This window comes from Labedella phragmitis (assembly GCF_004078635.1).
Classification (GTDB): domain Bacteria; phylum Actinomycetota; class Actinomycetes; order Actinomycetales; family Microbacteriaceae; genus Labedella; species Labedella phragmitis.
In genome coordinates this window covers 71527-85702 of record NZ_RZNB01000005.1, presented here as the reverse complement: position 1 = coordinate 85702, position 14176 = coordinate 71527, and the positions used below count along the sequence as shown (strand labels likewise).

Genomic DNA, 14176 nt, shown 5'->3' with positions numbered 1-14176 from the left:
CAGTCCGTGGCCTCTGCGCCCGGGGAGCGGACGGCGACGCTCCTCGCCGTCGTACGATGGAGGGCTATGCTTCCCGCGATCGTGTATCCCCCCGAGCTACCCGTCAGCGCCATGCGCGACGAGATCTCCGCGGCGATCCGCGACAATCAGGTCGTCATCGTCGCGGGCGAGACGGGATCGGGTAAGACGACTCAACTGCCGAAGATCTGCCTCGAGCTCGGTCGCGAGAGCATCGGGCACACGCAGCCCCGGCGGATCGCCGCCCGCACGATCGCCGAGCGCATCTCGGACGAGCTCGGCACGGAGTTGGGCGGCCTCGTCGGCTACCAGGTCCGCTTCACCGACACGGTCTCCTCGGAGACCAAGATCAAGCTCATGACGGACGGCATCCTGCTCGCGGAGATGCAACGCGACCGGCTCCTCCACCGCTACGACACGATCATCATCGACGAGGCCCACGAGCGCAGCCTCACGATCGACTTCCTCCTCGGTTACCTCAAGCAACTCCTTCCCCAGCGCCCCGACCTCAAGATCGTCATCACGTCGGCGACAATCGACCCGCAGAGCTTCTCCAAGCACTTCGGGGACGCCCCGATCGTCGAGGTGTCCGGCCGCACCTACCCCGTGGAGGTCCGCTACCGCCCTCTCGTCGCCGAGCAGCCGACGGACGACGAGGAGGACGACGGCGATGCTCCGAGCGACGACCGCAACTACATCGAGGGGATCTCCGACGCGCTCGACGAGCTGGCGAGGGAGAGCTCTGGCGACGTCCTCGTCTTCCTCTCGGGTGAGGCGGAGATCCGCGACGCCGCCGACGCGCTGCGCGCGAAGTACGCGGGCGAACGCGGCGGCGTCACTGAGGTCCTGCCCCTCTACGGCCGGTTGAGTTCGGAGGAGCAGCACCGCGTGTTCCGGCCCTCGACCGTGGCCGGGGTCCGCCGGCGCGTCGTGCTCGCGACGAACGTCGCGGAGACGAGCCTCACCGTGCCCGGCATCCGCTACGTCATCGACGCGGGCACGGCGCGCATCTCCCGGTACAGCACGCGGTCGAAGGTCCAGCGCCTCCCCATCGAGGCCATCTCGCAGGCGTCGGCGCGGCAACGATCCGGCCGAGCGGGGCGCACGAGCGCCGGCATCGCGATCCGGTTGTACTCGGAGGAGGACTTCGAGCGCCGCCCGGAGTACACCGAACCGGAGATCCTTCGCACGGGACTCGCGGCCGTCATCCTCCAGATGGTCTCCCTCGGCCTCGGCGACATCCAGAACTTCCCGTTCCTTCAGCCGCCCGACACGCGCGGGGTGCGCGACGGGCTCGACCTCCTCGCCGAACTCGGCGCGCTGAAGGACCCTCGGAGCGCGGAACCGAGCCTCACGAGGACCGGGCACGACCTCGCACGGCTGCCGATCGACCCGCGCTTCGCCCGCATGATCGTCGAATCGCGGCGCTGGAACACGACGCGCGAGGTGCTCGCGATCGTCGCGGCCCTCACGATCCAGGACCCGCGTGAGCGACCGATGGAGCAGCGGGGGCGGGCAGACGAGCTCCACGGCCGCTTCTCCGACCCGACGAGCGACTTCCTGACCCTCCTCAACCTCTGGAACTACCTCGAGGAGAAGCAGCGCGAACTCTCGTCGAGCGCCTTCCGCCGGTTGTGCCGCGCCGAGTTCCTCAACTACCTCCGGGTCCGCGAGTGGCAGGACGTCTACCGCCAATTGAAGCGGCTCGCGAAGCCTCTCCGCCTCACGGTCGGAGAACCCGCCGTGAACCCGGACGGCATCCACCGTTCCCTCCTCTCCGGTCTGCTCTCCCACATCGGCGTCAAGGACCAGGCGGCCGCCGCAGCGTCGAAACCGTCGGGCGGCCGCGACCGGAAGACTCCGGGGCCGCCGAAGAAGGGCGACTACGTCGGCGCGCGCGGCATGCGATTCGTGATCTTCCCCGGTTCCGCCCTGGCGAAGAAGCAGCCGAACGCGGTCATGAGCGCGGAACTCGTCGAGACGTCGCGGCTCTTCGCACGCAACAACGCCTCGATCGACCCCGCGTGGGCCGAGCAGGTCGCGGGAGACCTCTGCAAGCGCAGCTTCTCGGAGCCGCACTGGGAGAAGAAGCAGGGAGCGGTCGTCGCGTTCGAGAAGGTCACCCTCTACGGCGTGCCGATCGTGCCGCGCCGGCGCGTCCAGTACAAGCGCATCGACCCGGAGCTGAGTCGCGAACTGTTCATCCGGCACGCCCTCGTCGAGGGCGAGTGGGATTCGCCCCAGCCGTTCGACCGGGCGAACAAGGCGCTGCGCCGCGAGCTCGAGCAGCTCGAGGAGCGCACCCGGCGCCGCGACATCCTGGTCGACGACGAGGCGGTCTTCGACTTCTACGACGCGCGTATCCCCTCGGACGTCGCGACGACGCGCGACTTCGAGGGCTGGTGGCGGCAAACGCGGGCGAAGAACCCCGACCTCCTCACCATGACGCGCGCCGACCTCCTGCCGGAGGAAGAGGCCGCGGAGGTCGACGAATCGCTCTTCCCTCCGACGTGGCGTCAGGGCGACCAGAAGCTCCGATTGCGCTACCGCTTCGACCCGGGTTCGGAGGACGACGGCGTGACCGTGCAGGTCCCACTGGCACTGCTCCCGCGCCTCTCCCCCGCGGGTTTCGACTGGCAGGTGCCCGGGTTCCGGAAGGATCTCGTCACGGCGATGATCAAGTCGCTCCCGAAGTCGATCCGCAGGAACGTCGTCCCGGCTGCCGATTGGGCCGAGAAGCTACTCGCCGACCTGCCCGATCAGCCGGACGCGGCTCCGACGACGAACGCCGACACCCTCGCCGCTCGCCTCGCGATGTCGATCAAACGACTGTCGTACATGGCGATCGAGGCGAGCGACTTCGACGTCGCCAGGGTCCCCGACCACCTGAAGATGAATTTCCGCGTCGTCGACGAGCGCGGGCGCGAAATCGCGAGCGGACGCGACCTCGTCCGGCTGCAGGAGCGCCTCGCATCGAGATCGGCGCAGAGCGTCGCGACCGTCGCGGAGGCGAGCCCGCACGCGATCGAGCGTCGCGGACTGACGACGTGGGATCTCGACGAGCTTCCGCGCTTCATCGACGTGAAGCAAGGCGGTGGGGTCGTGCGCGGCTACCCCACCCTCATCGACGACGGCGATTCCGTGTCCATCAGCATCGTCGCGACCCCCGAGGAGCAGGCACGGACACTACCCGCCGGCGTGCGGCGCCTCCTCCGCCTCGCCGTGCCATCGCCCGCGTCTTACGTGCAGTCGCACCTCACCCAGAACGAGAAGCTCGCGCTCGCGACGAGCCGATACCCGTCCACGAACGCCCTGTTCGACGATTGCCTGCTCGCGTGCATCGACGACGTGCTCTACCGGGTGAGCCCTGACGGGACCGTGTTCCTCCGCGGTCAGTACGAGGCGATCCGCGACCGCGTCTCGGGGGCCGTCATGAACACGATGTTCGACACGGTCTCGCTCGTCGCCCGCATCCTTCAGGCGGCGCGCGGAGCGGACAAGGCCCTCAAGGATGCGACGGGGATGGCCGTCATCGCGCAAGTCGCGGATGCTCGGGCGCAGCTCGAGGCGCTCATCGGCTCCGGCTTCGTGGGGCAGACGGGACTCGCGCGCCTGCAGCATCTCCCCCGGTACATCTCGGGCGTGCGGTTGCGCGCCGAGAAGCTCGCGGACAATCCGCACCGCGATCGCGCGTGGATGAACGAGTTCCAGGCGGCGTTCGACCGCTACACCGCCGCTGGCGGCGCCATCCCGATCGACCCGCACGGTCCGCCGGCGCTCGTCCACGCGCGCTGGATGCTCGAGGAGTACCGCGTGAGCCTCTTCGCGACGCAGCTCGGCACCTCGGAGTCCGTCTCCCTGCAACGCATCACGAAGGTCCTCGCGGGCTGACCTCGCGACCCACCTGCGGGCTCCTGCGTACGCGGCAGACGTCCGCCCGTGATCTTCCGCCCGCAGCTGCCCGTTTCGTGCGCGGACGCGTCACCGGGAGGCGCCGGGAGCGTCTCCCGTCGCGACGGGGCGGTCGGGGTGGTTCGACCAGGCGCTCCAGGATCCCGGGAAGAGGGCCGCATCGATTCCGGCGACGGCGAGCGCCGCGATCGTGTGCGCCGCTGTCACGCCCGAGCCGCAGTAGACCGCGACCTCGTCGCCGTCCGTGATCCCCGCCGTCGCGAAGCGGTCACGCAGTTCCGACGGCGAGCGGAAGCGGCCGTCCTCGGTCAGGTTGTCGGCGGTCGGCGCGCTCACGGCGCCGGGGATATGACCCGCTCGCGGATCGATCGGTTCGACGTCGCCTGCATAGCGCTCGGCGGCTCGAGCGTCGACGAGGACACCACGGTCCGCGATCGCCGCGACGTCGTCGACGCCCACGACCGGCGCACGGCCGTCGACCAGGGTGATCGTTCCGAGCGGAGGCACGACGACTCCCTCCTCCACCGGGAGGCCGGCGTTCCGCCACGCGGAGAACGCCCCGTCGAGGATGCGGACGTCCTGCACTCCGTGGTGTCGCAGGAGCCACCAGGCGCGAGCGGCCGACATGCCTCCGAGGTCGTCGTACACGACGACGGTGTCGCCGTCGTCGAGACCCCACGAGCGCGCGGCCCCCTCGAGGTCGTCGCGCGCGGGCAGCGGGTGCCGCCCGTCCCTCGCATCCCCATGCCCGGCGAGCTGCGACTCGAGGTCGACGTAGACGGCGCCGGGGATGTGGCCGGCAGCGACGTCCTCTCGGCCGTCGGGCCGATCGAGACGCCAGCGCACGTCGAGGATCCGGACCCGCTCGCCTCTCTCCTGGAGAGCGGACAGATCGTCGACCGAGATGAGCACCGTCACGGATCCAGACTAGGCGGACGTATCAGGCCCGTCACAGTCGGTAACCCGCCTTGCCGTCCTGCTCGGAAGCGACGAAGTTGGAATGCGACGGAACGCCGACGCGTTCCCTCCCATGACGGCAAGAAATCGAGGACCCCCGGTGAGCGTTACGAACTCCGCAGCATCCTTCTCCGACGAGTCGACCCCTCGGCTCGGCTTCGAGGGCGTCGGACCCGACGAGTTCAAGGCGATCTTCCGGCACCACGCCGCCGGTGTCTCGCTCATCACCGCGGACAACGGGTCAGGCCCGGCCGCCCTCACCGCGACGTCGGTCTTCTCGGTGAGCGCCGAACCGCCCATCTTCGTGTTCTCCATCTCCTCGTCCTCTTCCGCCGCTCCCGTCATCACGACGACCGAGACGCTCGTCGTCCACATCCTCGATGCCGACCGGCTCGACCTCGCGAAGCTCGGCGCCACGAGCGGTGTCGACCGCTTCGCCGATGCCGCGTCGTGGACACGCCTACCGACGGGTGAGCCGGTGTTCACGGGTGTGAGCACGTGGATCCGTGGCCGCGTCATCAATCGCATGGAAGCCGGCAACTCGACGATCATCGCCGTGCACGCGCTCGAGACGAGCCAGACGGCGACGGACGGTGGCACCCGCGAGCACGGTGCACCGCTCGTCTACCACAACCGCACGTGGCACTCGCTCGGCGAGCACTCCGCTCTCGACTCCTGACGGGATCCGGCTACTCCCGAGATTCCTCCACGACCCGCGTCATGATCCCGGTGACTTCGCATCTCCTCCAGTGAGAGAACGTCCGACGTGGACGTCCGAGGAGCGGGGAACGGCATGGAACGCATTCGCGAGTGGACTCGATTGGTGGTAACGCGCTCGGGATTCCCGCGCGTGAACGGCGCCGTCTACGTCCCCGACCGGATGGCTTCCGCCGCCGAGCGCCGCTACTTCGATTCGCTCATCGGCGCCGGATCGGTGCGCCACGACCCGAAGGTGGCCATGCACTGATCCGGTGCGCGAACCCCGTGCGGGCCTCGGTCGTCTGAGGGGGGACGACCGCGGCCCGCACCACTCGTCGCTTCACCCATCCGGTATCGGCACCGCTCCGAACGACCTCTAACGAGGCGGGGGCGTCCGTCGATGCCGCCGCCTCATCCATACTGCGCGCTCCCGCTGCGCCGGTATGGAAAGAAGCGCGCGAGACACGGGCTCTGGTCCGCCTTCCGGGGGGAAGGCCGATGTCGGGCCCGTGTCTCGGTGCGCCGCACTCGCACTCGCACTTCGCACACGCGCGCGGCCGACGCCCGAACTACAGCGCCCGAACTACGGCGAGAGATCAGCAGCGGGGCTGAGCAGGCCTCGAGCGACCGGCGGATCAGCGACCCGAACCGCCGACCCGCCGGTCCTCCCGTGGATGGTGGGGCGGTCGCCTGCAGAGAGTCACGGGTGCTAGGAGTCGGCCACGACATGGGAAAACCATCCCTTGTGACAATACCCGGATCGTGCTGACGGCGAGGAGACGGTTGACAGCGACGGCGGCCTGCGGCGTCGCCATCCCCGCTCAGTCTCCGCCGACTCCCCGGCGGGCTCGCTCGGCTCCATGATGCGGACGAGCCCCCGACGCGTGATGCGTCGGGGGCTCGTCCGGTCGTCCGCGGATCGGTGTCGGACTAGAAGTCCCAGTCCTCGTCCTCCGTGTTGACGGCCTTGCCGATGACATACGACGAGCCCGACCCCGAGAAGAAGTCGTGGTTCTACGCACGCCCCCGGAACGACGATCTCCGGGTTCGGGATCCGCTAATTTGCGCGGGCGTTCGGTTCCCCACGATTCCTTCTGGTTCGCTGTGGTTCGCTTCAAGTGTGGGCAGAAGGTGGGCAGGCGGCCGACCAAGCGGCTCGTCGTCGAGCCGCAGCGAGCTCACGGGTGCGAGTGTCCGGCAGAGGCGGCCAGGGGGTAGCGAGGCCGACCCCTGCCGGACAACGCCCACCGTACGACGCTGTCGGCCGCCGTGGCTACCCTGGAACGCATGAAAGTCATCGCCCACATCCGCCCCACCGAAGTCCGCGAAATCGAAGCGGAAGGCGACGACTACAACGCGGCGCGAGCTGCAGCGATCGAGCAGATTCCGGAGGGCTCGCAGCTTCTCTCTGTCACCACCGTCAGGTAACGTCTCTGCTGCACGGGCCGGCGCGCTCCCCCAGAGAGGAGCACCCGTGACCGTCGTACCGAAACCCATCCGCATCTCCCGCGTCGAATGGGTGTGCATGCGCAACGACCCCGTCCTGCCGAAGGCGATCATCCGCCTCGTGAAGCTCACACCCCCGAACGGTGGAGACGAAGTCCTGAAGTACCGCGTCGTCGCATGGGCACTCGAGTCTCAGGACCGGAAGCTGCTCGGGTACTTCGACGAACTCCACCTCGCGAATCAGTCCGTCCTCTACGAGGTGCCCGACCCCGACTCGATCGTCAGGGGACAGGATGCGTTTCGGGATGTACAAGGCAGCAGATGGGCCGCGACCGCAACGCGTCGAGATTCCCAGGTGACCGAGCAACTCAGGCGGAACTCGCGCCCAGTCGGGATTTCGCGCCGATGCGCCTCGAAAGCGAGTGTGTCGGTGCCTCGATCCATCGGAAAAAAAGCCATGCGGCTGCCAGGGACACGGCGATGGAGATCGCGGGCACAAGCGGGGGGACCTGCCGGCCGAAGATGAACGTGGTAGCGATGACTATGGGCTCGTGGGTGAGGTAAAGGCTGAACGACACCTTTCCGAGCCACTGAGACACCGGATGCTCGAGCGGCCGCATCGCTGGCGGCCAGAAAGCGGCAACGAAAACGAGCACTGCGCACCCGAAGAAGGCCGGTAGGACCGTCAGCGCTTCTGACCTCACCAAGGGCTCAAGCGTCCAGCGCGCGGTCGTGAGTAGGACACCTACGCCGAGGACCAACACCCATGTGATGTTGTTGATCCTCGCCGCGGCAGTTCTCAGATCCTCAAGGTGAACTGCGGCCAAAGCACCGAACGCAAACATGGCCAGGTAGAAGACGTAGCCCGAATCGATCAGGACGCCACCGATCATCAGCGCCGTGAGGAGACCCAACTTCGCCCAGGCGAACTTCCGCCATTTCACTGCCGCCCACACATACAGGGGCAAGAGGAGCGAGAACAGAACCTCCCACCGAAGGGACCACAGGGGGCTGATAACCCCCGATACACCGAACACCAGAAGTAAGTCACGGGCCACGCCCGTGGGAGTGAGGGTAGCCGGACGATCATCGATCCATGGGCCGAGACCCTCAGCACCGACCCGCGGCACCAGGAGAACAAGCAGGACGCCGAACAACACCGCAGCTACGACCGGCCCGTACAACCGCACGATGCGGCGCGGGTAGTAGCGCATCCAGGCCGACCTATCCCGAAAGCGGAGCGCGGGCATCGTCAGAACGATGCCGCTGAGGACGAAAAAGAGGAACACCGCTTCGTGGCCAGCCCACAATAGATGCGCAGGCGTGTAGCTGAGCACATATTCGACTGGGGAAAGATCGGACGGCGACACCTCGTTGTAGACGACTTCCGCGAACACCGGGATGGTCAGCATCACATGGCTGATGAGAACAATGAGAGCCGCCCACCCCCTCAACCCGTCCAATGAGCGGATGCGGGCTGAGGAGGTGGGCGGCGTCATGCTGCGACAATACTGGAGAGCGGGCGCGTGCTGGTTGGTCCTCTAGTGCGTCTCACGCGTCCCCCGCGCTTTCCCTGCTCTACTTCGTGATGACGGCCGCCGGAATTGGCTCTTTCTGAAGCTCGGCCGACTGGGCGTCGGCGCGGGCTACGCGGGCGAGCGCCATCATGATGCCGAACGACGCCCAGAAGAGCAGGAAAGGTGTCTTCCCGATGATGGAAGAGTTCACGAACGACGCGACACCGAACTGGTAGACGATAAATACGATCAGGGCCAGTGCGAGGAATCGGTGAACTGGCGCCATACGAGGACGTACGTAGAGCGCGGTGACGGCGGCGGTGAGTATCAGCATCATCCACGGGATGAATAGTGCGAGGCCACCTTCGACAGCAACCGCGAGGTGTGCCCCGTCCGTGATCTGAACGGCGGTGGTGCCGACGACGCTCTGGCTGCCAATGCCGACACCCGTCCACGGGTTGTCGCCGAACGAACGCAGAGCGAAGTCAGTGAAGGCGAGCTCTTCGACGACGACCTGGACGCCGTCGCGATGGCAGTCGACGAGGCGCGATCGCGCGCGACAGCTGTGTAGTGACACGCCCGGGACGCTCAAAGTCCTTGCGGCGCCGGGCATAAATGAACGATGCTAGGTGTTGTTCCGATCGTGCGTCGACCGCGAGGATCGCATCCCTTAAATGACAAAGACCCCCGACCGAAGTCGGGGGCCCTTGCTCAATCAGCTGATCGAATTACGCTGCTGCAACAGCTTCGACCAGATAGCGAAATGCGCATTCTCCCTTGCGGTCGATGCACGGCGGGAACGTCGCTCCACGTTCGTGGAAGCTGACGATCCCGTACTGGTCAGCCCAAGTTCCGTCGAACGGAACGCGCTGACCCGTCTTCCAAGACCCGTCGGGCCCCTGAGGGAAGTGCTTCGTCATGGCGGGGTACCTCCTTTCGTCGCCATCAACCCCGATGCGGACGCCGGGGACAACGGGAGGAGGGCCCCCGCGGATACACGCGAGAGCCCTCCAAATAGGGGTGCCGAGGAGCGCGACTTAGGCGTCGCGCGGTATCGGTGTCGATGGACTGTGGGCAATACGTGGGCACGAGCCTCGCTCAGTCCGCGACGCTCACCTTCGGTGCTGCGAATATCCATCTTCACCTCCTCGGCTAAATAGCGGTTCATCAGGGGACTCTAGAAGTCCCAGTCCTCGTCCTCCGTGTTGACGGCCTTGCCGATGACATACGACGAGCCGGACCCGGAGAAGAAGTCGTGGTTCTCGTCCGCGTTCGGCGAGAGCGCCGACAGGATCGCCGGGTTCACGTCGGTGACGGTCTTCGGGAACATCGGCTCGTAGCCGAGGTTCATGAGGGCCTTGTTCGCGTTGTAGTGCAGGAACTTCTTGACGTCCTCGGTGAGACCGACCTCGTCGTACAGGTCCTGCGTGTACTGCACCTCGTTGTCGTAGAGCTCGTACAGGAGGCTGAACGTGTAGTCCTTGATGTCCTGGCGCTCCGACTCCGTGAGCTTCTCGAGCCCCTTCTGGAACTTGTAGCCGATGTAGTACCCGTGAACGGCCTCGTCGCGGATGATGAGGCGGATCATGTCGGCCGTGTTCGTGAGCTTCGCGCGGCTCGACCAGTACATCGGCAGGTAGAAGCCCGAGTAGAAGAGGAACGACTCGAGGAGGGTCGACGCGGCCTTCCGCTTGAGCGGCTCGTCGCCACGGTAGTACTCCATGACGATCGCGGCCTTCTTCTGCAGGTTCGGGTTCTCGACCGACCAGCGGAAGGCGTCATCGATCTCACGCGTCGACGCGAGCGTCGAGAAGATGGACGAGTAGCTCTTCGCGTGCACCGACTCCATGAACGCGATGTTCGTGTAGACGGCCTCCTCGTGCGGGGTGAGCGCGTCGGGGATGAGCGACACGGCTCCGACGGTGCCCTGGATGGTGTCGAGGAGCGTGAGGCCCGTGAACACACGCATCGTCAGCTGCTGCTCGTTCGGCGTGAGCGTGTTCCACGACTGGACGTCGTTCGACAGCGGCACCTTCTCGGGCAGCCAGAAGTTGTTGACGAGGCGGTTCCAGACCTCGACGTCCTTCTCGTCCTCGATCCGGTTCCAGTTGATGGCCTGGACCGAGTCGATGAGCTTGAGCTTCTCAGACACTGGGTGACTTCTTTCGGGGAGTTCGGGGAGGTGCGGTGGTGATACGGGGATGGTCCCTGAGCCTGTCGCCCGTCGACCCTCTGACAGGCTCGGGGCGGTCGGGCTCAGGGACCGGAGGGGTCGAGCCTCTACAGCATGCAGCTGACGCAGCCCTCGACCTCGGTGCCCTCGAGCGCGAGCTGGCGCAGGCGGATGTAGTAGATCGTCTTGATGCCCTTGCGCCATGCGTAGATCTGCGCCTTGTTGATGTCACGCGTCGTCGCGGTGTCCTTGAAGAACAGCGTGAGCGACAGGCCCTGGTCGACGTGCTGCGTCGCCGCGGCGTACGTGTCGATGATCTTCTCCGGGCCGATCTCGTACGCATCGGTGTAGTACTCGAGGTTGTCGTTCGTCATGAACGGCGCCGGGTAGTACACGCGACCGAGCTTGCCTTCCTTGCGGATCTCGATCTTCGACGCGATCGGGTGGATCGACGACGTCGAGTTGTTGATGTACGAGATCGAGCCCGTCGGCGGCACGGCCTGGAGGTTCTGGTTGTAGATGCCGTGCTGCTGGATCGATGCCTTGAGGGCTGCCCAGTCCTGCTGCGTCGGGATGGCGACACCTGCGGAGGCGAAGAGCTCCCGCACGCGCGGCGTCTCGGGCTCCCACACACGCTCGACGTATTTGTCGAAGAAGGCGCCAGACGCGTAGGTCGAGTCCTCGAAGCCCTCGAAGGTCGTGCCGCGCTCGATCGCGATCCGGTTCGACGCCCGCAAGGCGTGGAACAGCACCGTGTAGAAGTAGATGTTGGTGAAGTCGATGCCTTCTTCGCTGCCGTAGTGGATGCGCTCACGAGCGAGGAATCCGTGCAGGTTCATCTGGCCGAGGCCGATGGCGTGCGACTTGTCGTTGCCGTCCTCGATCGAGCGGACCGACGTGATGTGGCTCTGGTCGGACACGGACGTGAGACCACGGATCGCCGTCTCGACCGTGCGGCCGAAATCGGGAGAGTCCATCGTGAGCGCGATGTTGAGCGAGCCGAGGTTGCAGGAGATGTCCTTGCCGATCTCCTTGTACGAGAGGTCCTCGTTGTAGGTCGTCGGAGTGTTGACCTGCAGGATCTCGGAGCAGAGGTTCGACATGTTGATGCGGCCCTTGATGGGGTTCGCACCGTTCACGGTGTCCTCGTACACGATGTACGGGTAGCCCGACTCGAACTGGATCTCGGCGATCGTCTGGAAGAAATCGCGAGCCTTGATCTTGGTCTTCTTGATGCGGGCGTCGTCCACCATCTCCTGGTACCTCTCCGTGATGGAGATGTCGCCGAAGGGCACACCGTAGACGCGCTCGACGTCGTACGGGGAGAAGAGGTACATGTCCTCCCCGTTCTTCGCGAGTTCGAACGTGATGTCGGGGATGACCACACCGAGGGAGAGGGTCTTGATGCGGATCTTCTCGTCGGCGTTCTCGCGCTTGGTGTCGAGGAAGCGCAGGATGTCGGGGTGGTGCGCCGAGAGGTACACGGCGCCGGCGCCCTGACGCGCACCGAGCTGGTTCGCGTAGCTGAACGAGTCCTCGAGCAGCTTCATGACGGGGATGATGCCCGACGACTGGTTCTCGATCTGCTTGATCGGCGCACCCGACTCGCGGATGTTCGACAGCGAGAGGGCGACGCCGCCGCCGCGCTTCGAGAGCTGCAGGGCGGAGTTGATGCCGCGGGCGATCGACTCCATGTTGTCCTCGATGCGGAGGAGGAAGCAGCTCACGAGTTCGCCGCGCTGCGCCTTGCCCGAGTTGAGGAAGGTCGGCGTGGCAGGCTGGAAGCGACCGGAGATGATCTCCTCGACGAGGTTCGTGGCGAGCTGCTGGTCGCCGTCGGCGAGGCCGAGCGCCGTCATGACCACGCGGTCCTCGAAGCGCTCGAGGTAGCGCTTTCCGTCGAACGTCTTGAGCGTGTACGACGTGTAGTACTTGAACGCGCCGAGGAAGGTCTGGAAGCGGAACTTCTTCGAGTAGGCGAGGTCGTTGAGCTGCGAGATGAACTCGAAGGGGTACTTGTCGAGCACGTCCTTCTCGTAGTACTGCTTCTCGACGAGGTAGTCGAGGCGCTCCTTGAGCGTGTGGAAAAACACCGTGTTCTGGTTGACGTGCTGCAGGAAGTACTCGCGCGCCGCCTCACGATCCTTGTCGAACTGGATCTCGCCGTTCGGGCCGTAGAGATTGAGCATCGCGTTGAGGGAGTGGTAATCCATACCCTGAACGGCGGGGATCTCCGTCACTGTCTGTTCCAAAACTGTTCCAATCCGTCATGAACCTGCTCGACGTCGTCGGGGGTCCCGAAGAGTTCGAAGCGATAGAGGTTCGGCACGTGGCACTTGGCCGAGATGATGTCGCCGGCGATGCCGTAGGCCTCGCCGAAGTTGGTGTTCCCCGCCGCGATGACTCCGCGGATGAGGGAACGGTTGTGAGGGTCGTTGAGAAAGCGGATGACCTGCTTGGGCACGGCTCCGCCCTCGGTCCCGCCGCCATAGGTGGGCAGGATGAGCACGTAGGGCTCGTCGACCGTGAGCGCCGGGTCCTTCGCGAAGAGCGGGATGCGCTTCGCCGGAACACCGAGCTTGTCGATGAAGCGTTTGGTGTTGCCGGAGACGCTCGAGAAATAGACGATCCGGGCCGGATCCGCCGAGCGGGCGGAATCCGCCGAGCGGGCGGATGAGGCCGTACTGGCGACCATGCTGCTCGTCTCCACGCAGCGCCTCCCGAACGATTCCCGACGTCGAGTGATGAACGAGGGACCGGATGGTCCCGGGGTGAGGACGCCGCCGTCAGACGGCGCCCTCCCCTGGCAAGCAGCTGAAGCCCCCTGGCAAGCAGCTAAGGGCTGAGCGGTCGCCTAGGCGAGGCGCTGAGCGAGCTCCTCGATCTTGTCGGGACGGAAGCCCGACCAGTGGTCCTCGTCGGCGATGACGACGGGCGCCTGGAGGTACCCGAGCGACTTGACCGCTTCGAGCGCCTTCTCGTCGGCGGAGAGGTCGAAGACCTCGTATTCGATGCCCTTGCTGTCGAGTGCGCGGTACGTGGCCGTGCACTGTACGCAAGAGGGCTTCGTGTAAACGGTGATCGCCATGGTTGGGGACCTTTCTCCTCGAGTGCGGTTCGTTCTAGAAGTTGATGCCGGCGGGTGTTCTGGACGAGCCGTTCCGGAGGTCTACGAGCCGTTCGACAGAACCGTCTCCACCGGCGGACCGGCGTGGACCTCCGGTGTTTCCCACCGGGCTTCCGATACTACATCTAGTGAGCCCGCCGAGTCTGCACCCCAAGGGGTAGTAGTTACACGGATGTAGTTTTCCACGGGGTTATCCACGGGAATCCTGAGTTATCCACCCTTTTCTCCACCGGCCGCGGGTCGTCCCCCGAACGAGGAAAAACGCCGATTCCGCCGGAAATCGTGCTGCCGTCGCCCGCGATCCCTCCACAGATGTCAACGTATTCG

11 protein-coding genes are annotated in these 14176 nt (G+C 65.9%); 4 read left to right on the top strand and 7 right to left on the bottom strand.

Annotated elements, in window-relative coordinates:
- Window positions 1-66 precede the first annotated feature (66 nt).
- On the top strand, window positions 67-3909 hold the full coding sequence (gene hrpA, locus ELQ90_RS12510; protein WP_243696182.1) for an ATP-dependent RNA helicase HrpA: 3843 nt from the start codon (window positions 67-69) through the stop codon (window positions 3907-3909).
- A 90-nt stretch (window positions 3910-3999) separates the two neighbouring features.
- On the opposite strand, the gene ELQ90_RS12505 is transcribed toward hrpA, so the two are convergent.
- Window positions 4000-4848 carry a sulfurtransferase gene (locus tag ELQ90_RS12505; protein ID WP_208020655.1) on the bottom strand — a complete coding sequence of 283 codons (849 nt, stop codon included), beginning with the start codon at window positions 4846-4848 and terminating at the stop codon, window positions 4000-4002.
- Window positions 4849-4987: 139 nt separating this feature from the next.
- Here ELQ90_RS12505 and ELQ90_RS12500 point away from each other — a divergent pair, with 139 nt between their 5' ends.
- The 3 genes from ELQ90_RS12500 to ELQ90_RS16670 all read left to right on the top strand — a co-directional run bounded on the left by ELQ90_RS12500 (window position 4988) and on the right by ELQ90_RS16670 (window position 7014).
- Window positions 4988-5566 (top strand): flavin reductase family protein, encoded by a 579-nt coding sequence (locus ELQ90_RS12500; RefSeq protein ID WP_243696164.1) that lies wholly within the window; start codon window positions 4988-4990, stop codon window positions 5564-5566.
- A 144-nt stretch (window positions 5567-5710) separates the two neighbouring features.
- The gene (locus ELQ90_RS16675) at window positions 5711-5854 is read left to right on the top strand and encodes a hypothetical protein (RefSeq protein ID WP_166409048.1); all 144 of its coding nucleotides are present in this window, start codon (window positions 5711-5713) and stop codon (window positions 5852-5854) included.
- Between the two features lie 1019 nt (window positions 5855-6873).
- Window positions 6874-7014 (top strand): hypothetical protein, encoded by a 141-nt coding sequence (locus tag ELQ90_RS16670; RefSeq protein WP_166409046.1) that lies wholly within the window; start codon window positions 6874-6876, stop codon window positions 7012-7014.
- 386 nt (window positions 7015-7400) lie between these two features.
- Here ELQ90_RS16670 and ELQ90_RS12495 read toward each other — a convergent pair whose 3' ends face one another.
- From ELQ90_RS12495 to nrdH, 6 genes are all read right to left on the bottom strand, one after another.
- Window positions 7401-8531 (bottom strand): acyltransferase family protein, encoded by a 1131-nt coding sequence (locus ELQ90_RS12495; RefSeq protein WP_128495625.1) that lies wholly within the window; start codon window positions 8529-8531, stop codon window positions 7401-7403.
- A 79-nt stretch (window positions 8532-8610) separates the two neighbouring features.
- On the bottom strand, window positions 8611-9126 hold the full coding sequence (locus ELQ90_RS12490) for a hypothetical protein (protein WP_128495624.1): 516 nt from the start codon (window positions 9124-9126) through the stop codon (window positions 8611-8613).
- Between the two features lie 600 nt (window positions 9127-9726).
- Window positions 9727-10701, bottom strand: a complete 975-nt coding sequence (gene nrdF / locus ELQ90_RS12485; RefSeq protein WP_128495623.1) for a class 1b ribonucleoside-diphosphate reductase subunit beta — start codon at window positions 10699-10701, stop codon at window positions 9727-9729.
- Between the two features lie 128 nt (window positions 10702-10829).
- Window positions 10830-12935 (bottom strand): class 1b ribonucleoside-diphosphate reductase subunit alpha, encoded by a 2106-nt coding sequence (gene nrdE, locus ELQ90_RS12480; protein WP_128495782.1) that lies wholly within the window; start codon window positions 12933-12935, stop codon window positions 10830-10832.
- A 23-nt stretch (window positions 12936-12958) separates the two neighbouring features.
- A complete protein-coding gene (nrdI, locus tag ELQ90_RS12475; protein WP_128495783.1) occupies window positions 12959-13417 on the bottom strand; it encodes a class Ib ribonucleoside-diphosphate reductase assembly flavoprotein NrdI in 459 nt (152 codons plus the stop codon).
- Window positions 13418-13576: 159 nt separating this feature from the next.
- The gene (gene nrdH / locus ELQ90_RS12470) at window positions 13577-13810 is read right to left on the bottom strand and encodes a glutaredoxin-like protein NrdH (RefSeq protein ID WP_128495622.1); all 234 of its coding nucleotides are present in this window, start codon (window positions 13808-13810) and stop codon (window positions 13577-13579) included.
- Window positions 13811-14176: the final 366 nt, after the last annotated feature.